This is a genomic window from Salinicola endophyticus (assembly GCF_040536835.1).
In the GTDB taxonomy this organism is placed as follows: domain Bacteria; phylum Pseudomonadota; class Gammaproteobacteria; order Pseudomonadales; family Halomonadaceae; genus Salinicola; species Salinicola endophyticus_A.
This window is the reverse complement of record NZ_CP159578.1, coordinates 4,048,594-4,070,479: the sequence shown is the minus strand read 5'-3', so window position 1 is coordinate 4,070,479 and position 21,886 is coordinate 4,048,594. Positions and strand designations below refer to the sequence as shown.

At 68.3% G+C, this 21,886-nt stretch carries 19 protein-coding genes; 4 read left to right on the top strand and 15 right to left on the bottom strand.

Going from position 1 to position 21,886, the window contains the following annotated elements:
* Nucleotides 1–122: 122 nt before the first annotated feature.
* The 11 genes from ABV408_RS18355 to ABV408_RS18305 all read right to left on the bottom strand — a co-directional run bounded on the left by ABV408_RS18355 (nucleotide 123) and on the right by ABV408_RS18305 (nucleotide 11,249).
* Nucleotides 123–1,052, bottom strand: coding sequence for a PfkB family carbohydrate kinase (locus ABV408_RS18355; protein ID WP_353980316.1), 930 nt, complete (start codon nucleotides 1,050–1,052; stop codon nucleotides 123–125).
* The gene (locus ABV408_RS18350; RefSeq protein ID WP_353980315.1) at nucleotides 1,049–2,503 is read right to left on the bottom strand and encodes a cytosine permease; all 1,455 of its coding nucleotides are present in this window, start codon (nucleotides 2,501–2,503) and stop codon (nucleotides 1,049–1,051) included. Before ABV408_RS18350 ends, ABV408_RS18355 begins: the two co-directional genes overlap by 4 nt.
* Nucleotides 2,504–2,592: 89 nt before the next feature.
* The gene (locus tag ABV408_RS18345) at nucleotides 2,593–3,624 is read right to left on the bottom strand and encodes an ADP-ribosylglycohydrolase family protein (RefSeq protein WP_353980314.1); all 1,032 of its coding nucleotides are present in this window, start codon (nucleotides 3,622–3,624) and stop codon (nucleotides 2,593–2,595) included.
* Nucleotides 3,621–4,328, bottom strand: a complete 708-nt coding sequence (locus ABV408_RS18340) for a GntR family transcriptional regulator (protein ID WP_353980313.1) — start codon at nucleotides 4,326–4,328, stop codon at nucleotides 3,621–3,623. Before ABV408_RS18340 ends, ABV408_RS18345 begins: the two co-directional genes overlap by 4 nt.
* A 132-nt stretch (nucleotides 4,329–4,460) precedes the next feature.
* Nucleotides 4,461–5,282 (bottom strand): phosphodiesterase, encoded by an 822-nt coding sequence (locus tag ABV408_RS18335; RefSeq protein WP_353980312.1) that lies wholly within the window; start codon nucleotides 5,280–5,282, stop codon nucleotides 4,461–4,463.
* Nucleotides 5,276–6,349: an ABC transporter ATP-binding protein gene (locus ABV408_RS18330; RefSeq protein ID WP_353980311.1), complete on the bottom strand. Its 1,074-nt coding sequence runs from the start codon at nucleotides 6,347–6,349 to the stop codon at nucleotides 5,276–5,278. Before ABV408_RS18330 ends, ABV408_RS18335 begins: the two co-directional genes overlap by 7 nt.
* Nucleotides 6,346–7,161: an ABC transporter permease subunit gene (locus ABV408_RS18325; RefSeq protein ID WP_353980310.1), complete on the bottom strand. Its 816-nt coding sequence runs from the start codon at nucleotides 7,159–7,161 to the stop codon at nucleotides 6,346–6,348. The genes ABV408_RS18330 and ABV408_RS18325 overlap by 4 nt, the downstream gene beginning before the upstream one ends.
* Nucleotides 7,162–7,182: 21 nt before the next feature.
* Complete coding sequence (locus tag ABV408_RS18320; protein WP_353980309.1) at nucleotides 7,183–8,064, bottom strand: ABC transporter permease; 882 nt, start codon at nucleotides 8,062–8,064, stop codon at nucleotides 7,183–7,185.
* Entirely contained in the window at nucleotides 8,064–9,086 is a 1,023-nt protein-coding gene (locus ABV408_RS18315; RefSeq protein WP_353980308.1) for an ABC transporter substrate-binding protein, read from the bottom strand. The genes ABV408_RS18320 and ABV408_RS18315 overlap by 1 nt, the downstream gene beginning before the upstream one ends.
* 61 nt (nucleotides 9,087–9,147) lie before the next feature.
* Nucleotides 9,148–10,152, bottom strand: a complete 1,005-nt coding sequence (locus ABV408_RS18310) for a LacI family DNA-binding transcriptional regulator (protein WP_353980307.1) — start codon at nucleotides 10,150–10,152, stop codon at nucleotides 9,148–9,150.
* Nucleotides 10,153–10,346: 194 nt separating this feature from the next.
* Nucleotides 10,347–11,249, bottom strand: coding sequence for a LysR substrate-binding domain-containing protein (locus ABV408_RS18305; protein ID WP_353980306.1), 903 nt, complete (start codon nucleotides 11,247–11,249; stop codon nucleotides 10,347–10,349).
* A 190-nt stretch (nucleotides 11,250–11,439) separates the two neighbouring features.
* Here ABV408_RS18305 and ABV408_RS18300 point away from each other — a divergent pair, with 190 nt between their 5' ends.
* The gene (locus ABV408_RS18300) at nucleotides 11,440–12,069 is read left to right on the top strand and encodes an NAD(P)H-dependent oxidoreductase (RefSeq protein WP_353980305.1); all 630 of its coding nucleotides are present in this window, start codon (nucleotides 11,440–11,442) and stop codon (nucleotides 12,067–12,069) included.
* On the opposite strand, the gene ABV408_RS18295 is transcribed toward ABV408_RS18300, so the two are convergent.
* Both ABV408_RS18295 and ABV408_RS18290 read right to left on the bottom strand, forming a co-directional pair.
* On the bottom strand, nucleotides 12,066–13,247 hold the full coding sequence (locus ABV408_RS18295; RefSeq protein WP_353980304.1) for an MFS transporter: 1,182 nt from the start codon (nucleotides 13,245–13,247) through the stop codon (nucleotides 12,066–12,068). The two genes, ABV408_RS18300 and ABV408_RS18295, sit on opposite strands and share 4 nt — an antisense overlap.
* 221 nt (nucleotides 13,248–13,468) lie before the next feature.
* Nucleotides 13,469–14,941, bottom strand: coding sequence for an alanine/glycine:cation symporter family protein (locus ABV408_RS18290; protein WP_353980303.1), 1,473 nt, complete (start codon nucleotides 14,939–14,941; stop codon nucleotides 13,469–13,471).
* A gap of 323 nt (nucleotides 14,942–15,264) precedes the next feature.
* On the opposite strand from ABV408_RS18290, the gene ABV408_RS18285 reads away from it, so the two are divergent.
* Nucleotides 15,265–16,080, top strand: coding sequence for a helix-turn-helix transcriptional regulator (locus ABV408_RS18285; RefSeq protein WP_353980302.1), 816 nt, complete (start codon nucleotides 15,265–15,267; stop codon nucleotides 16,078–16,080).
* A 93-nt stretch (nucleotides 16,081–16,173) separates the two neighbouring features.
* On the opposite strand, the gene ABV408_RS18280 is transcribed toward ABV408_RS18285, so the two are convergent.
* Nucleotides 16,174–17,742: an alkaline phosphatase D family protein gene (locus ABV408_RS18280; RefSeq protein WP_353980301.1), complete on the bottom strand. Its 1,569-nt coding sequence runs from the start codon at nucleotides 17,740–17,742 to the stop codon at nucleotides 16,174–16,176.
* A 235-nt stretch (nucleotides 17,743–17,977) separates the two neighbouring features.
* On the opposite strand from ABV408_RS18280, the gene ABV408_RS18275 reads away from it, so the two are divergent.
* Nucleotides 17,978–18,421 carry a CBS domain-containing protein gene (locus tag ABV408_RS18275; RefSeq protein WP_353980300.1) on the top strand — a complete coding sequence of 148 codons (444 nt, stop codon included), beginning with the start codon at nucleotides 17,978–17,980 and terminating at the stop codon, nucleotides 18,419–18,421.
* A gap of 84 nt (nucleotides 18,422–18,505) precedes the next feature.
* The gene (locus ABV408_RS18270; RefSeq protein WP_353980299.1) at nucleotides 18,506–19,432 is read left to right on the top strand and encodes an ornithine cyclodeaminase family protein; all 927 of its coding nucleotides are present in this window, start codon (nucleotides 18,506–18,508) and stop codon (nucleotides 19,430–19,432) included.
* A 38-nt stretch (nucleotides 19,433–19,470) separates the two neighbouring features.
* Here the strand turns inward: ABV408_RS18270 and ABV408_RS18265 are convergent, their stop codons facing one another.
* The gene (locus ABV408_RS18265; protein WP_353980298.1) at nucleotides 19,471–21,666 is read right to left on the bottom strand and encodes an OsmC domain/YcaO domain-containing protein; all 2,196 of its coding nucleotides are present in this window, start codon (nucleotides 21,664–21,666) and stop codon (nucleotides 19,471–19,473) included.
* Between the last annotated feature and the right edge of the window lie 220 nt (nucleotides 21,667–21,886).

The window sequence follows — 21,886 nt, the reverse complement described above, 5'->3', positions numbered from 1 at the left end:
CGGTACCCCCAAACGTCGGTTCACGCCCTACGACAGCGCCATCGGGGTTTACGAGGCGCTGTTCGGGCCATTCTGAGCCGATATCCCCCTCCTCGTTTTACACGCCAACCCGGCTCCCCGCGTTACGCCTTTGCCTGCTCCGCCAGCAAGGCATCGATCTCGCTACTCGCCGGGGCGGTGGCCGGGCCATGCCGGCTGACAGCGATTGCCGCGGCCGCATTGGCGCGGCGTGCGGCCTGTTCGGGCGTCTGGCCGCGGCTCAGTGCCGCCAGCAGTACGCCGGTATGGGCGTCGCCGGCACCGTTGGTGTCGACGGCGCGGGTGTCGAAGCCGGCCACATGATGCTGCTGGCCATCCGCCAGCAGATGACAGCCGCGCGGCCCATCGCGGACCACGACCAGTGGTGCCTGAGTCCGTGCGGGCAGCGCGCTCAGTGCGGCCGCTAGCGAGTCGGTGGCGGTCAGCGCCTGGGCCTCCTCGGCGTTGCAGCTGAGCAGGGTGGTGCGCCGCAGGATCTCGTCCAGCCGCTGCGGGCAGAGGTCTCCGATCATCGGGCCGGGGTCGAATGCCACCGGGAGCGATGCCGGTTGCCGGCGCAGCCAGTCGATCAGCGTGGCGGCCGCGCGCTCATGCAGCAGCGTATAGCCGCTCACCAGAACGTGATCCTGGGGCGTCGGGGCGAGCCGGTGCAGCACGTCGCGGCCGCCGATCTCCGCGCCGAGATGGGTGATGAAGGTGCGCTCCGCGGCCTGGTCCACCAGCGCCACGCAGAAGCCGGTATCGCGGGTCTCATCCACCGGGGCGAGCCAGGCGATGCGCTCACCACGCATCGCCTCACGCGCCATGTCACCGAACCGCCCTTGGCCATGGCCGCCGGCGTAGACGACGGTCATGCCGTCCCGGCTCGCGGCGGCCATGACGTTGAAACCGCCGCCGACCTCGAAGGTGGCATCCATGGCCAGGGTGTCGCCGCCGGGTGGCGGTAGCCGCTCGATCGGCATCACCAGGTCGACGATCACCTGGCCGGTATGGATCAGGCGGGCGGCGCTCACCGTGCCACCGCCAGCGACGTATGGCGGGCGCCGCCCATCAGCAGATAGCTGCCGGCGGCGACCACGAAGGTGGCGATCCAGCCCAGCCCGTTGTGCCCCAGCCAGCTGTCGGCGAGCACGCCGGTGAACCAGACATGCCCGCTGATGCCGATGCTGGTGAAGCAGAAGCCGATCACGATCGCCAGCGCCCAGCTGGTGAAGGCGCGCCACTCGACACCGCCGTGATACCAGTAGGCGCTGGTCGGGCTGACATCGAGCAGGTCCGGCCCCGAGAAGTGGTGGCGATGGATGAGATCGACCAGGAAGACGCCGACCCAGGCGGTGATGGGTACGGCCAGCAGGCTGATGAAGGAGATGAACGGACCGTAGAAGTCGCCGGCGATCAGCATGAAGTAGATGGAGCCGGCGAAGATCGCCACGATATCCACCACCACGGCGTAGACCCGCTTCACGCGCAGCCCCAGGGTGAGGGTGGTGAGCCCGGCAGAGTAGACCGAGAGATTGTTGGAGAGCAGCAGCCCGCCGAAGGCCGCTAGCAGATAGGGCACCGCCATCCAGTCGGGCAGCATGGCGCGGATCGCCGCGATGGGGTCGTTGGCCGAGGCCAGGTGACCGTCGCCGGCGGAGATCAGCCCACCCAGGGTGATCAGCAGGACCAGCGGGATACCCGCACCGGCGGCCGCGGAGAGCACCAGCGACCAGCCCTTCACTCGGCCATGCTGATAGCGCGACATATCGGCGCCAGCGTTGGCCCAGCCGATGCCGGTGCCGGCGGCGATGGTGCCGATGCCGATCAGCACGGCACTGAGCGGGGCTGCCGGGGTCGCGGCAACGGCCTGCCAGTCGATGGTCGCCATCAGAAACAGTGCGACCACGATGTTCAGCGCGCCGAAGCCCCAGGTCGCCCACTTCTGGATGACCAACAGTGTGGCGTGGCCCAGCCCCGACACCAGCAGGGTGCAGATCACGAACAGAGCGATGAACACCAGCGTCAGCAGGGGGACCGCGCCCGCGGTGGGCGCCGTGCCGAAGACGAGCGCCGAGAGTGACAGCAGCGCATAGGCCGCGGTGGTGGTGTTGACCGTCTCCCAGCCCAGGCGCGACATCAGCGAGACCAGCGTGGGGCCGACATTGCCCCGGACCCCGAAGATCGCGCGGGAGAGCGTTAGGCTGGGCGCGCGGCCACGGCGGCCGGCGATCGAGATCAGCCCGACCACGGCAAACGAACCCCCGGCACCGATCACCGCGACGATGAACGCCTGCCAGATCGCCAGCTGTTGATAGACGACCAGGGTTGCGCCCAGCGGCAGGCCGAGAATGCTGATATTGGCGGCGAACCAGACCCAGAACAGTTGCAGCGGATGGCCGTGACACTCCGCTTCCGGCGCCGGTTCGATCCCGCGTGTTTCCAGTTGTCCCGCTTTTGCGGCCGACGCATCGAGAGAGGCCATGGCGTTTATCCTGTTGGTCCAGGGGGTATCGGTCCAGGGGATGAGCACCCCTGGCTATCGATGCTCCTGGGTATGGGTGGTCCTGGAGATCAGTGGTGCTGGGTATGGCGCCGGCGCAGTGCCAGCAGCTGATCGACGAGCGGTTCCGGAGCGAAGTGACTGACGCGCGCGACCTGCGCCACCAGCGCGCCGGGCAGGCTCTCGGGGCCGTGGCAGGCGCCGAGGATGGCGCCCAGCATGGCGGCGATGGTGTCGGTGTCGCCGCCGATGCCGGCGGCCAGGGTGAGCGCTGTCAGCGGCTCGTCGCCGGCGAGTTCGGCAAGGGCGAAGGTGGCGACCACCGACTCCTGAGAGGCGACCGAGGTGCCGATCAGGTCATGGATCAGCGCGACGCCCGTCTCGTGGTCGCAGCCCCGGACCAACTGGCGTGCCCAGGCGATGCGCGCCGAGATCAGTCCGCCGGCGCTCCAGTGCCCCCGCTGTTCGCCCAGCGCGGCCAGCTCGTGACCGACACTCAGCGCCTGGTCCAGCGGCGCGCCCTCCAGGCCTGCCGAGATGGCCCCAGCGACGGCCGCCGCGCTGGCCAGGCCCAACGAGGTGTTGTGGGTCACCTGGCTGGCCTCGATCACTGCCTCGAGCAGCGTCTCGCGGGGGGCCGACGGCGTGGCGATGGCCACCGGTGTGATACGCATGGCGGCGCCGTTGGTGGTGCCGAAGCGCCCGCTCTGATCGGGACCGACGCCCTCGGCGATCATCGCCAGGGCGCGGTTGGTGGAAGGCCCCAGCAGATCCTGCGAACCCCGCGCCTTCATGTCGGCCTCCCACGCGGAGAGTGCGCGGGCGAAGGCCAGCGGCTCGATATGGCCGTGACCGCTGATCAGCAGTTCGGCCACGAGCACGGCCTGCTCGGTATCGTCGGTGATCGAGCCGGCGGGCATGTGGGGGGCGATAGGTTGATCCGCCGGCCCGTCGTGCAGGGTGTCGAGGGTGCCGAAGCGCTGGCGAATCTCGGCGCGGCTGAAGGATTGGGTCGGCATGCCCAGTGCATCGCCCAGGGCCAGGCCGTAGAAAGCGCCCAGCGCGCGACGGCGCAGGTCGGGCGCGGCAGAAGAGTCGGTCATGAATCGAAAGCCAGATGGAAGTGGAAGTGAGCCGGATCGAGCAGGCTGGTCACGTGCTCGACGAAACGATCGTGGGTATCCAGGGTCAGCCGGGTCGACTGCATGAACAGAGTGCCGGCCGGCCGCTCCAGCCGCTCGGCCTGCTGTTCGTCGAGGGCAGCCAGGCTCAGCCACTGCTCGCCGCGTGCCGCCACCAGCTCGTGGGCGGCCAGGGTGTCGGTGATGGAGTCGTTGATCAGCCCGCGCTCGGGGAGCTGGGCCAGCTGGCCGCGGGCCGGTATCAGCGAGCGCTCCAGCGAGACGATCTCGCCCTCGGCCAGACGCCGGCGGCGCACGATCTCGACGAAGCGGGTGCCGTCGACGCGCTCGGCCAGGGCCGCGTCCTCCACGCACTGTAGGCTCAACAGCTCGGTGACGATACGCACCCCGGAGCGCGCCAGCGCGCGCGCCCAGCCCTGCTGCTGGTCGAGGGCGATGCCGTCGAAGGTGACGAAGGAGCCCACGCCGCTCTGGGTGGCGATGTACTGCTGGCGCTGAAGCTCCAGCAGGGCCTGGCGCAACGTGCCGCGGCTGACGTTGAACTCGTTCGCCAACTGGTGCTCGCCGGGCAGCTGGTGGCCGGAGGACCATTCACCGCTGCGGATGCGGCGTCCCAGCTCATCGACGACGCGCTGCTTTTTATCGAATCGGACAGGTTTGCTCATGTACAGACTTGTACAGTCTGCGCGCACGCTTGGCACTTAGACCTTCGTCGGGCGGCCGCTATTGGGGCGGGCCGGCACCAGCGGCTATCTCTGCTTGCTCATCGCAAGCATGACCCTTCACTTCTCCGCGGCTCACTCGTCGATCAGCCCGCCCGCCTCGTGGAACGGGTAGGGCCCGGCGTAGTCGCCGATCACGGCGTGGTGAGTAGTCAGCACCCCGTCGCGCCACAGGTGCAGGTGATAGCCCGGCGGCTCCAGTACGAAGGCGGAGCGGCCGTCATCGCGCAGGTCCAGCGCCACCTGGTGCGCGGTGCTGGGGCAGCAACTGGCGAGAGTGCCGGCGAAGCGCTGGAAGAGGGTGCGGTGGACGTGGCCGCAGACGATGCGTTCCACGTTGGGATAGGTGCGCACCAGCGCGGCCAGCGCCTCGCGGCCGCTGAGGCCGATGGCATCCATGTGGCCGATGCCGGTATCGAATGGCGGGTGGTGCATGAAGATCAGCGTGGGGCGTTCGGGCTGCTCGGCGAGCCGATCGGCGAGCCAGTCGAGCCGCTCGGTGCAGAGCTCGCCGCGGCTCTCGCCGGGAACCAGGGTATCGAGCCCGATCAGGCGCAGCGGGAAGCCCTCGACGACGTACTGGATGAACGCCTGATTCGGGCCACCCAGGTAGTCATGGGTCGGGAAGGCCGCGCGCAGGGCCTGGCGATCGTCGTGGTTGCCGGGGATCAGATACCAGGGTATCGCCAGCGGCGCCAGCTGCTCGGCCAGGGTGGCGTACTCCTCGGGGCGGCCGAAGTCGGTGAGATCGCCGCTGATCAGGACCACGTCCGGCCGCGGCTTGAGGGCATTGAGCGCAGCCACCGCCGGGGCGAGATAGCGGTCGGTCTCGACCACCCGGTACGCCTTCTGGCCGGGGCGGCGTAGATGCAGGTCGGTGATCTGGGCGATCAGCATGGCAATGGCTCCTGGGCCGATGAAGAAGAGACGAGACTGATACCGACGCGCTCACCCGGCTGCCAGCCGGCGCTGGCCGCTGCCAGGGCGGTGAAGCGCTGGCCGTCGTCGAGGGTCAATTCGAAGCGCACGTGGCTGCCGAGGAAGAAGCGCGCCTCGATCCGCGCCTCGAGCCCGCTGCCGGGGGCGTGGAGACGAATCTCGTGGGGGCGGAAGGTGAGCGTGTCGACGCCGTGGTGGCGGTGCACTGCCTCGCCCTGCAGCCGGCAAAGGGTGCCCAGGAAGTCGGCGACGAACGGCGAGGCCGGCTGGCGGTAGAGCGTCTCCGGGGTGCCGAGCTGTTCCAGCCGGCCGGCGGACATCACCGCCACGCGGTCACCCAGCATCATCGCCTCCTCCTGATCGTGGGTGACGATCACGCAGGTGATACCCAGCCGACGCAGCAGCGCCGCGAGATCGACCCGCAGCTGCTGGCGCAGGCGCGCATCCAGCGCGGTGAGCGGCTCGTCGAGCAGCAGCACCCGGGGTTGGATGGCGATCGCCCGGGCCAGCGCCACGCGCTGGCGCTGGCCGCCGGAGAGCTGGTCGATCCGGCGTTCCGCCAGCGCTTCCAGCTCGACCAGCGCCAGCATCTCGCTGACCCGGCGTTTGCGGGTGGCGGCATCCACGCCACGGATCTTCAGGCCGTAACCGACGTTGCCCGCCACGCTCATGTTGGGGAAGAGCGCATAGCCCTGGAAGACCACGCCGACTCCGCGCGCCTCCGGCGCCACCCGGGTGACGTCCATATCGCCGAAGTCGATCCGGCCACCGTCGTCGGCCTGTTCCAGCCCGCAGATCAGGCGCAGCAGGGTGGTCTTGCCGCAGCCGGAGGGGCCGAGCAGCGCCAGGGTCTCCCCGGCCTGCACTTCCAGGTCGAGCGGTTCGAGCGCGCGGGTGCCGTCCGGCCAGGTCTTGGCGCAGCGGGTCAGGCGAATCGCCAGCGCCGTGGCGGACGGCGTCTTGGCGGCGCTGGGGTGGGGCGGTGTACCGGTCGTCACCGAGCGGGCAGATATTGCGATGTTCATGTCGAGGCTCCGAGGGCCAGGCCGCCGCTGCGGGTCGAGCGCGCGGCGAACCACTGCAGGCCGATCATCAGCGGCAGCAGCATCAGCAGGAAAACGAGGGTGTAGGCGGAGGCGACTTCGAGCCGCATCGAGGCGTAGCTGTCGGCCAGCCCCACCGGCAGGGTCTTGGTCAGCGGCGTGTGCAGCAGCCAGGTCAGGTTGAATTCGCCAATGGAGAGCGTCACCACGGTCAATGCCCCGGTGACGATGCCGCTCCTGGCGGCCGGTACCACGATATCGAAGAAGCGCTGGCGGCGGCTGGCACCGAGGGTGGCCGCGGCCTCGTCCAGGGTGCGCAGATCGGCGCCCTGCATGCCGGCCCGCGCCGCCCGCACCATGAACGGCAGGGTGAACAGCACATGGCCGATGACGATGAAGGCCACGCTGCTGCGCAGCCAGCCGACGCTGCCCCAGGAGACGATCAGCGCCAGCGCCGTGGCCAGCCCCGGCACCGCCACCGGCAGGGTCAACAGCTCCTCCAGCAGGCGCGCCAGGCGGCCGGGGTAGAGGGTCAGCACCCAGGCCGCGGGCACGCCGAGCGCCAGGGTTACGCCGAGGGTGATCAGCGCCACGGCGTAGGAGCGCCAGATCGTGTCGGCGTAGAGATCCCAGACCTGGGCGACCCACTTGAGGGTCAGGCCGCTGTCGAGTCCGACGAAGTAGTTGCGGGTCAGCCCCGCGCTGACCGAGAGCAGTACCGGGCCGATCAGAAAGGCGGTGACGGCGAGCGTCACGGCCAGGCCCAGCCGGGTATCGAAACGCGAATGCCTCATGGGTGAACTCCTGCGGCCATCTCAGCCTCCCCGCGCCGCGCGGCCGGCAACCGCATTGGCGGCGTAGAGCACCGCCCAGGTCGCCAGCCCCAGCACTACGGAGAGCGCCGCGGCGACCGGGATATTGGCGTAGTTGGTGAACTCGTCGTAGATGGTGATCGGCAGTACGTCGATCCGGGTGCCGAGGGTGAAAACCGTGCCGAAGGCGCCCATGGCGGTGGCGAAGCACATCGCCCCTGCGGCGGTGAGTGCACTGGCGAGTGCCGGTAGCTCGATGTCGACGAACCGCCGCCACGGCCGTGCCCCCAGCGTCTGCGCCGCTTCCAGCCACTGCTTGTCGATGCCCTCCACCGCCGCCATCAGCACGCCGATGGTGCGCGGCAGCAGAAAATAGAGATAACCGATGAACAGCCCTGCCATGCCGTAGGCGAGCACCGTCGGCTCGCCGGTGAGCGCCCGCGAGAGCGTGTTGAGTACGCCCTGGCGGCCCGTGGTCAGGATCACCAGAAAGCCCACCACCACGCCGGGGAAGGCGAGCGGAAACAGCAGCAGCGCCATCAGTGCCCGCCGCCCGGGGAAGTGCGGATGCCGGGCCAGAAAGCGGCTGACCGGCAGCGCGATGGCCAGGGTGGCGAGGGTCGCCCCCAGTGACAGCACCACCGTATTGGCCAGGCTCTGCCAGTAGCGCGGCTGGGTCACCACCAGCCAGTAGGCCGAGCTCTCCATGCCCTGGGGCGTTGCCGCCCCCAGCCCGGCCAGCTTGGCCATCGGCAGCAGCCAGAAGGCGATGAACAGCGTGGTGGCGGGTAGGGCGATAGGCAGCCAGGCGTGGCGCCCCACCAGCGTTGCCCGGCGACCGCCCCGCGTGGCGAGCGGGGCGGCCCGGTGCGGGGCCGCTGTCATCACTTCACCTCGTTGGCGTAGCGCTGGGAGAAGGCGCGCTGCGCCGCCGCCATTCGGGCGTAGTCGACGGTACCGGCGCGGGCGTAGTCGCTGGCCGGGAGGAACTTGCTCTGGGCTTGCTGCGAGATCGCCTCCGGGCGCACCGGGCGCAGGTAAGCGTTGGCCCAGATCGCCTGACCCTTGTCGGAGAGCACGTAGTCGAGCACCTTCCTGGCCGCCGCGGGGTTCGGGTCATTGGCCACCAGGCTCATCACGTAGGGCACGCTGACGGTGCCCTCCTGCGGGATCACGAAGCGCACGTTGGCGTGGTCCTGGTAGCGCGCACGATAGGCGTTGAAGTCGTAGTCGAGCAGGATCGGGATCTCGCCGGAGAGCACCCGGGCGTAGGCGGTCTGCTTGGGCACGATGGGGCTGTTGGCCTGCAGCTTCTGGAACCACTCGATGGCCGGGGTGAAGTCGTCGAGGGTACCGCCCAGGGCGCGGTTGACGGCGACCGCGCCGACATAGCCGACGAATGCCGAGCCGGGGTCGAGATAGCCGACCATGGTGCGGTACTCGGGCTTGAGCAGGTCGCTCCACGACTGCGGCACCGGCAAGCCGTTCAGCGCGTCGACGTTGACCATGAAGCCCAGGGTGCCGGAGTGGATCGCGAACCACTTGCCGTCCGGATCCTTGAGATCGGCGGGGATCGCGTCCCAGTGGGCCGGCTTGTAGGGCTGCACCAGACCCTGCTCGGCGGCCTGGATGCCGAAGGTGACGCCGTAGTAGACCACGTCCGCTACCGGGTTGTTCTTCTCGGCGACCAGCGAGGCCAGCGACTGGCCGGAGTTCTTGTTGTCCTGGGGGACGTGAACGCCGGTGTCGGCCGCGATGGCCTGCAACTGGGTGCCCCAGTCGGCCCACTCCGGCGGGCAGTTGTAGCAGATCGCGGTATCGTCGGCGGCGTACACCGGTAGCGAAGCCAGCGTCACGGTGGTCATGCCCAGCGCCAGACAGGCAGCGCGCAGCGTCTTGTTCAGCATCTCATCGTCCTCGAATGCCGCCGGGGCGGCGTGGTTGGAATCTCATGGCGAAAGTGAAATCTCACGGCGGGCCTGGCGCGGTGACGGTGCCGCCGTCGAGCAGCCGGTGGGGCAGGCGCTGCGAATGGCTGGGCCGCCCGGCGAGCGCCGCCAGCAGCTCGCGACAGGCGTGGCTGCCGATCTCTCTACTGGGCTGATGCACGCTGGCCAGTGACGGCACCATCAGCGCACCGAAATCCATGCCGTCGAAGCCGCACACCGAAAGGTCGTCGGGTACGCGCCGGCCGAGGGTGGCCAGCTCGGCGATCACTGCGGCGGCGAGCAGGTCGTTGGAGCAGAACAGCGCACTCGGTGGCTGCGGCGCGGCGAGCAGCTCCTTGAGTCGGCAGCGGTCGGCGGCGGTATGGCGTGACATCGACACATGGATCGGCGCGGGCAGACCCAGCGTCTCGGCGCGCGCCATCGCCCCGGTCAGGCGGTGTGCCGCGCGGTCGGAGGCGGCCAGCGGGCCGCTGATCAGGGCCAGCTGGCGGTGCCCCTGCGCGGCCAGATGAGAGACCATGTCGCCAGCGGCAGCGTGGTTGTCGACGCTGACGCAGGGGTGGTCGTCGGACTCGTTGTAAGCCAGCACGAAGGGCACCCCGCTGCTGCCGAGCTCGTCCAGCGTGGCGCTGTCCGCGGGGTCGGCCACTGTCAGGATCAACCCCTCGACACGGTGATCGAGCAGGCTGCGCGCCGCCAGGCGCTCGCGCTCGCTGTCGTAGCCGGTGGTCGCCAGCATCACGCTGTAGCCGGCATCCAGGGCGGCCGCCTCCGCGCCCTCGAAGCAGGCGGCGAACACCGGATTGGCCAGGGTCGGCAGCAGCAGGCCCAGCGTGCGCGTACTCCCCGAGCGCAGGCTGCGCCCGACCTTGTTGGGGCGGAAGCCGAGCCGCTTGGCGGTGCTCAGAATGCGCTCGCGGGTCGCAGCATTGAGCAGCTCCGGGCGGTTGAACGCTCGCGACACCGTGGCCGGCGAGACGCCGACCTGCTCGGCGACCTGGATCAGCGAAGGGCGCGAGGCCATGCGCCACCCCCCGACGAAGCTGTCTGCACGATATTCCTGAGAGGGGGCGCGGCGATCCGGCCCAAACCACAGCGTGACGACATCGACCCACCTGCCCACAGCAATGAAAACGATTGCAGCATGGGGCGACTGCATGACGCTGAGGTGACGCGGGTATGTCAGTTAGGTGAAGCGTGTCGTCGGATGACGCGGCGTCACGCCTCCAGATGGCTGCCTGGCAGACGCTCGGCGAGAAAGTCCATGAAGGCGCGGGCGCGTCGGGTCAGCGCGGCCTGCTGATAGTAGACCGCACTGATCCGCTGGGTCTGGCGTTCGGTCGCCGTTTCCAGCACCGCCACCAGCTCGCCGCGCTGACGCGGTTGCAGAGTCATGTAGTCGGCCAGGCAGACGATGCCCTCGCCGGCCAGCGCCAGGCTGAGCAGCGTACTGCCGCTGGAGGCGCTGAGCGTGGGGGTGATGAGCAGCGGCTCGCCGTGGGCATCGCGCAGCGGCCAGCGGTTGAGATGGTCGAGCTGGTTGAAGCCGAGCAGGTCGTGGTCCGCCAGGGACGCCACCTGCTGCGGGGTGCCGCGGCGTGCGAGATAGGCCGGGCTGGCGAGCAGCCGCAGCGGGCTGTGCCCCAGGGTACGCGCGTGCAGCGAGGAGTCCTCCAGATCACCGATACGAATCGCCAGGTCGACCCGCTGCTCGAGCAGATCGACGAAACGGTCGTGGGTATCCAGCGCCAGCGTGATACCCGGGTAGCGGCGGCGGAACTCGCCGATCAGCGGCACGATCACCAGCTGCATGAAGCTCGGGGCGGCGTTGACCCGCAGCCGCCCCTGGGGCTGGTCGTGGTGGCCGAGAACCGACTCCTCGGCGGCCTCCACCGCATTGAGGATACGCCGGCAGTGGTCGAGAAAGGTCTCGCCCTCCTGGGTCAGCTCCAGGCGCCGCGTGGTGCGCCGCATCAGGGTGGTATCGAGCTTGCGTTCGAGGCGGTTGAGCGCACGGCTGACCCCCGAGACGGTGATGCCGAGCCGTTCGGCGGCAGCGGTGATCGAGCCGCAGTCGACCACGGCGATGAAGGCCTGCTGTTCTTCGAAGGTACTTTTCATGATCCGTAAGCCGTCGGTAGCGGGAGGCGTGTCGGCGCGGGTTGTTGATTCTAAAGCAAGAATGAGTTGCCGGGGCACGGGTTTTTCCCGCGTGCGGTTACCCCACAATAGGCCGCATCGAAGGGTGACAGCGAACGGCGCGCAGCGCCCCAGGCGAGGTCACCACCAGCTATCGGGAGAGACATCCGGCATGAAGATACTACTGATCAACGGCGGCAAGGCCTTCGCGCATTCCCGCGGTGAACTCAACAATACCCTGCATGCGGCCGCCGTGGAGACGCTGGGCGCGCTCGGCCACGAGATCCGCGAGACGGTGATCGAGCAGGGCTACGATAGCGCGGCGGAGGTCGACAAGATTGTGTGGGCCAACGCCATCGTCTATCAGATGCCTGGCTGGTGGATGGGCGCACCCTGGAGCGTGAAGCGCTATATCGACGAGGTGTTCACCGCCGGCCACGGCTCGCTCTATGCCAGCGATGGTCGCTCGCGTCAGGACCCCAGCCGCCAGTACGGCAGCGGTGGGCTGCTCCAGGGGCGGCGCTATCTGCTCTCGCTGACCTGGAACGCCCCCCGCGAAGCCTTCGATTCGCCCGACGACTTCTTCGAGGGGCGCGGCGTCGACGGGGTCTACTTCCCGTTCCACAAGTCGCAGCAGTTCGTGGGGCTGGCGGCGCTGCCCACCTTCATCGCCAACGACGTGATCAAGGCGCCCGACGTCGAGCGCGACGTCGCCGCCTACCGTGCCCACCTGCACGAGGTGTTCGGCACGGCGCCTGTCCAGGCCGCGCCGGAGCGTGTTACCGCGCAGACGCCGGCCTAGTCCGCGTCGGCGCTGCGGGTTTCGCCCACCCCGAACCAATAGACCAGCGGCGCCAGCGCGCCGAAGGCGGCGAGGAACACGAAGCCGCCGACGTAGCCGCTGGCATCCACCACATAGCCGGCGACCAGGTTGGAGGCCGCCGCGCCGAGCGCGAACAGCGTGCCGAGTACCCCGACGATGGCGTTGTAACGCCCGCTGCCGCGGGTCAGGTCGGCGGCTACGATCAGCCACAGCACCCCGAAGATCCCCGCCCCGATGCCATCCAGCGCCTGCACCAGCAGCAGCCACACCGGGTCGTTGCTGACCCCGTAGAGCAGCCCGCGCAGCGGGAGTGCGAGCAGGCCGAGCATGAACACCGGCCGCCGCCCCCAGCGCTGAGCCCGGCGCCCCGCCCACCAGGCCACCGGAATCATCACCAGCTGCGCGATCACGATGCAGGCCGACATGTAGAGCGAGGCGGCGTCCTGATCGCCGATCGTCAGGTACTGGCCGACCAGCGGCAGCATCGCGGCATTGGCGAAGTGAAACAGCGTCAGCGCCGCGCCCAGCATCAGCAGGCGGCGGTCGCGCAGCACCTGCAGCACGCCACTGGTCTGCGGCGCTGAGTCCTTCGCCTCCTGCGCCACCGCGCCGCGGGCGGCGACATGGTCGATATCCGTCTCGCGGATCATCAGCGCGCTGAACAGGCTGCCGCAGGCGAACAGCAGCAGCGAGTAGAACAGCCACTCGACGCTCAGAAAGTGCGCCAGCAGCCCCGCCAGCAGGGCCGAGACCACGTTGCCGGCGTGGTTGAACACCTCGTTGCGGCCCTGGCGTTCGGGGAAGCGCCGGCGCCCCACCATACCCAGGGTGATCGCCGCCACCGCCGGCAGCAGCAGCGCCGCGCTGACCCCCATCAGCGCCTGCAGCAGCAGGATCGCGGGCAGATTGACGAAGGCCGGCAGCGTCATCAGCACGCTGCAGACCGCCACCACCAGGGTGGCCAACGCGGTGAGCAGGCGCTTGCGGCGGGTGATGTCCAACAGCACCCCGGCGGGGCTCTGGGCGAGCATGGTGGCGAAAGTCATCGCCGACATCGCCAGCCCGATCTGCCCCGCGCTCCAGTCGAAGCGGGTCAGTAGGTAGATCCCCAGGAAGGGCCCCACGCCATCGCGCACGTCAGCGAGGAAGAAGTTCAAACCATCCAGGCCGCGCCTGCTGCGCCGCGAGGGCGTATGGGCAGGCGCGTGTGATTCGAGAGGCGGGCTCCCGGCGGACTGTGGCGCTGGCGGCATGGGGGCTCTCGGTATCCACCGCGGGCTGCGGCGAGAGCCAGTGTAGCCGGGTTGCCGCGACACGGCCCCGCTTTGGCGGGGCCGCTGGGGTGGGACCGTCGGGGCGGAGCCGTGATCGAGGGGGCTCAGCCGCGCGCGTTGGCGGGGGTATTGCCCAGGGTGCGGTGGGCGCGTTCGAGATCCTCCGGCGCCAGCTCCCACGCCTGTGGGTCCAGATCCAGTTCCGGGTGGTCCTTGGCGTTGAAGATCGGGCGCTCGATGCCCTGGCGGCGCTGGGCGTCGAAGTCCTTGAGGATGCGCAGCCCCGACTTGAACAGCAGGATCAGCGCGACCAGGTTGGCGACCGCCAGCAGGCCCATGGTGACGTCGGCGAAGCCGAAGACCGTGCCCAGATCGGTGGTCGCGCCCCAGCACACCAGCAGCACGATGGCCACGCGGAAGGCGTTGAACAGCGTCTGGTTGCCGCGGCTGAAGTAGTTGAGGCTGTTCTCGCCCAGGTAGTAGTTGTAGAGAATGGTGCTGAAGGCGAACAGCAGCAGCGCCAGGCTGACGAAGGTGCGCCCCCACTCGCCGACATGGTCGGCCATCGACGCCTGGGTCAGCGCAATGCCCGCCACGTCGCTGGTCGAGGCCGGATCGTAGACGCCGCTGAGCAGGATCATGAACGCCGTGGCCGAGCAGATGACCACGGTGTCGATGAATACCGAGAACGCCTGCACGATGCCCTGGTTGGCCGGGTGCGGCACATAGGCCACAGCGGCCACGTTGGGGGCGCTGCCCAGGCCAGCCTCGTTGGAGAACAGGCCGCGCTTGACGCCCATCATGATCGCCGCGCCGATGCCGCCGCCGATCGCCGGTTCGAGGCCGAAGGCGCTCTTCACGATCAGCACGATCACATCGGGAATCTTCTCGATGTTGAGGCACAGCACCAGCAGCGCGATCAGCAGATAGCCGCCGGCCATGAACGGCACCAGCACCTCGGAGATACGCGCGATGCGCTTGATGCCGCCGAATATGATCAGGCCCACGACCATCGCCAGGCCCAGGCCGCTGTAGAGCACCGGCACGCCGAAGGCATCGCCGAACGACGTCGCCACGGCGTAGGACTGCAGTGCGGTGAAGGCGAAGCCGAAGGTCACCAGCAGCAGCACCGAGTAGACCAGCGCCAGCCAGCGCCAGCGCCGCCCCAGCCCGCGCGAGATGTAGTAGGCCGGGCCGCCGCGGTAGGTGCCGTCGGCCTCGGCTTCCTTGTAGGTCTGGGCCAGGGTGCACTCCAGAAAGCTGGTGGCCATGCCCATCAGGCCGACCACCCACATCCAGAATATCGCCCCCGGCCCGCCGAGGGTGATCGCCACCGCGACGCCGGCGATGTTGCCGCCGCCGACCCGCCCGGCCACCGACAGCACCAGCGCCTGGAACGAACTCAGATGGCCGTGCTTGTCGCGGCGGAAGGCCTGACTGGCGCCGAGGATGCGAAACATCTGGCCGAAATAGCGAAACTGCACGAAGCGCGAGGCGAGGGTGAAGCCGACGCCCACGACGATCAGCAGCACCAGCAGGACCTTGCCCCACAGCAGGTCGTTGAGGAAATCCAGCATGCGTTGTCTCCGCTCTTATGTTGTTGTGGATCCGGTTGTTGTGAATCCGGTTGTTGTGAATCCGGTTTTGGTGAATCCAGCCGTTGTGAATCCGGTTGTTATGCAACGAGTTGTCTTGGAACGCGTGGTCGCGGACGAGCCGTCGTCGAGCGTCTCCTCCTGAACCGCGTCGTAGATTGCGTTGTGGACGGCGTCGTGGCGCCGCCACGCATTTAATCACTCGCCGAGCGGCGGGGAATTTGACGCCCTGTTGCAGCCTGGCGCACTCTTTTGCGCACCCGGTGCACCAGAGTGCACCACCTGCGGCCGGACGAGCCTTCGCCATGCATGATGATTTCGCTGCCAACCTGCGGCTGCTGTGCAGCTACTACCGCTCGATTGCCGAGGTGTGTCGGCGGCTCGAGATCAATCGCGCCCAGTTCAATCGCTATCTCAACGGGCGCTATCGGCCCGCCGGCCACACCATGCGCCGGGTGTGCGATTTCTTCGGGGTCGAGCTCCACGAGATCGTGCTGCCCCACGCCGAGTTCCAGGCGTTGGTGCACCTGCGGCCCGGCAGGCCGGGGGAGACCGACACCGCGCTTAGCGCCCCCGCGCTGCCGGCGGCGCTGCTGGAGACGGGCCGCCAGGGCATGTCGCGCTATCTGGGCTACTACCACGAGTACTATCTGGCGATGTCGCGGCCGGGGTACGTGCTGTGCACCCTGGTGTGCCTCGAGCGCCGCGGCGACGACGTGGTCTACCAGCGCACCGAGCGCATGCCGGCCGTCGGCGGTGGGCGGCTGTGTCACAACCGCTATCGCGGCGTGGCGATGCTGCTGAGCGACCGTCTGTTTCTGGTCGACCACGAGTCGCTCAACGGCCACGAGATCACCCAGACGATCCTGTTCCCCAGCTTCAAGAGTCAGGTCTTCCGGCTCTCCGGTCTCAAGCTCGGGGTGGCGGACAGCAGCGAGCGCATGCCCTGCAGCGTGCGGGTGGTCTACGAGCGTCTCTCGGGAGCACTGACCGTGCGCCAGGCGCTGGCGGGGTGCGGCCTGTATGCGCTGGACGACCCGCGCCTCGACCCGGCGCTGGTGGCGGCGATCCGTAACGAGGTGGGGCCGGGGGAGTGGCAGTTTCGGGCGCGCTACGTTTAATAGGGTGTTTCCAAACCCCTCTGACGATGGGCGCCGGGGGCAGGGCTGCCACGCCGGCGCCGTAGCTAGGGCTTGCACGAAAAGGCGGCGAGCTCAGGCGCGATTTTCGGGGGTCAGCACCTGCGTATGCAGGGCGGTGCCGTCGCTATCCTTCAGTGTCACCGTGAGCGTTTCGCTCTCGCCGTCGAGGTCGACCTGGCCGAAGAATTGATAGCCCGCCGAGGGCGGCAGGTTCTTCTGCCCCGCCGGCGGTGCCTTCTGGAAGACCACCTTGGGGCCGAAGGTGGCGTCTAAGTCATTGGGGCCGAAGGTGCCGGCGTGGAGCGGGCCGCTGACGAACTCCCAGAACGGCTTGAACTGCTTGAAGGCCGCGCGCTCCGGCGCGTAGTGGTGGGCGGCGGTGTAGTGCACGTCGGCGGTGAACCACACCACGTTGGCGATATCGTCGTCGCGGATCGCCTTGAGCAGGCGGGCGAGCTCCAGCTCGCGCCCCAGCGGCTGGCCGGGGTCGGCGTTGGCGATCGCTTCGAAGTCGTCGCCATCCGGCACCACCAGGCCGATCGGCATGTCGGCGGCGATGATCTTCCAGGTCGCGGTGGAGCGCTTGAGCGCCTGGTGCAGCCAGCGGAACTGGTCCTCGCCGATGAAGGCGGTGGCCGGCGAGGCTTCGGCCTGGCGGTTGGCGCTGTTGGGGCCGCGATAGCTGCGCATGTCGAGCATGAACACTTCCATACCCGGGCCATAGGCGAAGCGGCGGTAGATGCGCTGCGGCGCCGCTGAAGACAGCCGCAACGGCATGTAGTCGAGAAATGCCTGACGCGAGCGGGCCGCGAGCAGGGCTACGCGCTTCTCGGTATAGCGGTCGTCGTCGAGAATCTCCTGCGGATACCAGTTGTTGATTGTCTCGTGGTCGTCCCACTGGGCCAGCATCGGCACCTCGGCGGCAAAACGGCGGAAGTTGGCGTCGAGATGGTTGTAGGCGTGCTGGCCGCGATACTCCTCGAGGGTCTCGGCCACCTTCTGCTTGGCTGGCGTGACGACGTTGCGCCAGGTGCTGCCATCGGGCAGTGCTACCTGCGATTCGAGCGGGCCGTCGGCGTAGACGCTGTCGCCGGAATGGATGAAGAAGTCCGGGCGCACCTGGCGCATCGCCTCCCAGGTGCGCATGCCGCCGCGCGATTCGTCGATCCCCCAGCCCTGACCGACCACGTCGCCGGACCACACGAAGCGCAGATCCCGCGGTGCGTTCGGCGGCAGGCGCAGGCGGCCGACCACCGGCTCGCTAACCGCCCGGGCGTCACCCAGAGCCGCGAAACGCACCCGATAGTGGACTTCCGGCATGCCGCCGAGCCCGGTGGCGTCGAGCTTGCCGATCAGCCCGCTGTCGGGCAGTACGTCGACCCAGGGAAGCTGGCGGGCGGCGCGGAAATCGGGGTTGTCGGCGACCTCGATCAGCATCCGCGCCGGGCGGTCGGCGCGGGCCCACAGCATGGCGCGGTCGGCCAGCACATCGCCGCTCATGACCCCGCCCTCTACCCTGGGGCGGCGCCCTTCGGCGAGCACGATGGCCGGCGCGCCGAGCAGGCCGGCAGTGGCAAGGCCGAGCTGGCCGCCGCGGGCCAGCAGTTCGCGACGGGTGATGGGGGGCTTGGGGGTGGTCACGGGGCATCTCCTCGGGCGGTCACGGGCGTTACGCGAGAAGCCTAGAGCGGGGAGATGACGGCGACGTGAAGCGTCGCCGCACGCGGTCGGTGAACGCAGGAGTTTTTCGCCCAAGAGCTCATATAGGGCCTACGCCAGGCCGCTCGGCTGCCGATAATCAGCAGAATGGTCGATCGATCTATGTATGGATCAACGGTTGGTCTATTCCCCCTAGGGTCACTCGAGGAGAGTCGGCATGAGTCAGGCATTACCCCAACGCGTGGCGGATATCATGATCCGCGACGTGCTTACCTTGCGTCTCGATCAGTCGCTGCACGATGGCAACGAAGCGATGCGCGAGCACAAGATTCGGCATCTGCCGGTGCTCGACGCGCAGGAGCGGCTGGTGGGAATGCTCAATCAGAAGGTGGTGCTGCGTGAGGCGCTGCAGATCACCAACGTCTATGGCTCGAACCGCCTGAGCCATCACCTGGCCCTGATCCCGGTGGAAGAGGTGCTTTCCGGCGAGGTGCTGACGCTGACGCCGGAGACGCCACTGGCCGAGGCCGGGCGTACCCTGCTCGACAATCGTCACGGCGCGATGCCGGTGGTCGATGGCGACGGGCGCCTGGTGGGGATCGTCTCGTCGGTGGACTTCGTGCACCTGGCGGTGCGCCTGCTCGAGGCCGGCCCCGCCTGAGCGTCGGCGCTTGCGCTGCGGCACCCACACTGGATAGGGTCGATCGGAGACGACCAATACGACACCAGCAGTGAGGGCCAACGGATGCGCCAGATCGGCTATGCGGAGACGCGCGGCGCGCTGGATTGGGCGGGCGCGGTCGAGGCCCTGCGCCAGGGCCATCTAGGCGCGCCGCCCCAGATCGACGACAGCTTTCTCGGCCCGGCCGAGGGCACGCTGCTCAACCGCTCCTGTTTTATTCCCGGGCTCGGCTACGGCGCCAAGGCGGTCACCGTGTTCGAGGCCAACGCCGCGCGCGGGTTGCCCACGGTGCAGGGGGCGATGCTCTACTTCGCCCCGGAGGATGGCCGGCTGCAGGCAGTGCTCGACAGCCGACTGGTCACCGAGATCAAGACCGCCAGCGACTCGGTACTCGGGGCGCTGTGCCTGGCGCGGCCGCACAGCCGCGAGCTGCTGATCTGTGGCGCCGGAGCGGTGGCGGCGAGCCTGATCGAAGCCTATAGCGCGCTGTTCCCTTCACTCGAATGCATCCGCCTGTGGAACCGTACGCCGGCCCGTGCGACGGCGCTGGCCGAACGCTATGCCGACCACCGGATACCCGTGGTGGCGGTGAGCGAGCTGGCCGAGGCCGCCGGGCAGGCGGATATCATCGCCACTGCCACGCTGGCGCGTGAGCCGTTTCTGCGCGGCGAGTGGGTGCGCCCCGGCACCCATGTCGACCTGATCGGCGCCTTCAAGGCCGATATGCGCGAGGCCGATGACACCCTGCTGACCCGCGCGCGGCTGTTCGTCGACAGCCGCGACAGCACCATGGGCCATATCGGCGAGCTGGCTATCCCGCTGGCCGCCGGCACCATCGCGGCGAGCGATGTGCTGGGCGACCTGCGCGAGCTGCTCGGCGGCGCGCCCGGGCGCCGGGACGATAGCGACATCACGCTCTACAAGAACGGCGGTGGCGCACATCTCGATCTGATGATCGCGCGCTACATCGTCGAAGCCAGCGGCGGCTAGTGCCGTTGCCGATCAGGGTGCCTCATTAGCGCCCCCGATCAACGCGCGTTGGCCGCCCGCCAGGCGTGCAGCTTGTGATAGCTCTCGAGCAGGCGCTGGTGGCGCTCGATGCCTTCGAGCGCGAGGCTGGTCGGCGTCAGCCCGGGGAAGCGCACCGAGCCTTCCACCGCGCCAATGGCATCTGCCATCTTCGCCTCGCCGAACATGCGGGTCAGGTTGTGGCGGTAGTCGTCGAGCTCGAGATCGTCTTCCAGGGCGATCTCGAGTACCGCCGACAGCGCCTGATAGAAAAGCCCGCGATCGACGGTGTTGTCGTTGAACTGCAAGAACATCTGCGCGCCGTCCAGAGCGTCTTCGAGGCGCCCCAGCGCCAGCTGGATCAGCAGCTTCAGCTCGGCGATGGTCAGCTCCGACCACACGGTGTTGTCGTCGAACTCGATCCCGATCAGGGTGACGATCTTCATCTGCTCGTCGAGCTCGCTCTCCTCCAGACGCTCGAGCAGGTCGGTCAGCTGCGCCTCATCGAGGCGGTGCAGGGCGAGGATATCCTCGCGGAAGGCCAGCGCCATGTTGGTGTTGTCCCACACCAGATCCTCGACCGGGTAGACCTCGGAGTAGCCGGGCACCAGGATGCGGCACACCGGGGCGCCGAGATCCTCGAAGGTGGCGACATAGGCTTCCAGCCCCTCGTCTTCGAGGATCGCGAACAGGCGCTCGGCCTCCTCGTCGTTGGTGCCGGAGAAGTCCCACTCGACGAAGTCGACGTCCGCCGTGGCGCTGAAGAAACGCCACGACACCACGCCGGAAGAGTCGATGAAGTGCTCGACGAAGTTGTTCGGTTCACTCACCGCCTGGGAGTTGAAGGTGGGCGGCGGCAGATCGTTCATGCCCTCGAAGCTGCGCCCCTGCAGCAGCTCGGTGAGGCTGCGTTCGATGGCGACCGACAGGCTGGGGTGCGCGCCGAAGGAGGCGAACACGCCGCCGGTGCGCGGGTTCATCAGCGTCACGCACGCCACCGGGAAGCGCCCGCCGAGGGAGGCATCCTTGACCAGCACCGGGAAGCCCTGGGCCTCCAGCGCCTGCACGCCTTCGAGAATCGTCGGGTACTGCGCCAGTACCGCCTCGGGGACGTCCGGTAGCGCGATCTCCTGCTCGATGATCTGACGCTTCACCGCCCGCTCGAAGATCTCGGAGAGACACTGCACCTGCGCTTCGGCGAGGGTGTTGCCGGCGCTCATGCCGTTGCTGAGATAGAGGTTCTCGATCAGGTTGGAGGGGAACCATACCGTCTCGCCGTCCGAGTGGCGCTTGAACGGCAGCGAGACGATGCCGCGGTCGGTGCGCCCGGAGTTGGTGTCATACAGGTGCGAGCCTCGGAGCTCGCCGTCCGGGTCGAAGATCGCGCGGCAGTGGTCGTCGAGAATCTCGCTGGGCAGCGCGTCGTCCGGCCCCGGCTGGAACCAGCGTTCGTTCGGGTAGTGGACGAACTCGCTGGCAGCGATCTCGTTGCCGAAGAACTGATCGTTGTAGAAGAAGTTGCACGACAGGCGCTCGATGAACTCGCCCAGCGCCGAGCACAGCGCGGCTTCCTTGGTCGCGCCCTTGCCGTTGGTGAAGCACATCGGTGAGGCGGCATCGCGAATGTGCAGCGACCAGACGTGGGGCACGATATTGCGCCAGGAGGCGATCTCGATCTTCATGCCGAGGCGCTCGAGGATGCCCGTCATGTTGGCGATGGTCTGCTCCAGCGGCAGGTCCTTGCCTTCGATCCAGGTCGCCTGGCTCTCGCCGTCCTTGTCGAGCGAGCCACCCATCAGCAGCGCCTGGGCGTTCTCGTCGATGTTCTCCACCGCCTCGATCTGGAACTCGGGGTTGTTCTGGATCACCCGCTTGACCGAGCAGCGCTCGATCGATCGCAGAATGCCGGTGCGGTCCTTGTCGGAGATGTCCGCCGGTAGTTCGATCTGGATACGGAAGATCTGGTTGTAGCGATTCTCCGGGTCGACGATGTTGTTCTGCGACAGCCGGATGTTCTCGGTGGGGATCTCGCGGGCGTTGCAGTAGACCCGCACGAAATAGGCCGCGCAGAGCACCGTGGAGGCGAGGAAGTAGTCGAACGGCCCCGGCGCCGAGCCGTCGCCCTTGTAGCGGATCGGCTGGTCGGTGATCACCGTGAAGTCGTCGAACTTGGCTTCCTGGCGCAGGTTGTCGAGATAGTTGACCTTGATTTCCATGGAGAGAGACCGCGTTGGTAAGTGGCTGACCTCCGTGGCTGACGGGAGGTGGATGGCGGCCATTATCCGGATTCGAGGGCACTTCGTCTTGGGGGACTGGGAAGCGGGCTGGGCACGTTTGCGGCCGAGACGACAAGGCCCGAGTCCCCTGGCTCGGAGAACTCGGGCCTTGTCTTTGGCGAAACGACCTGGACAAGCCGTCTCGTTGGGCGGGCGAGCG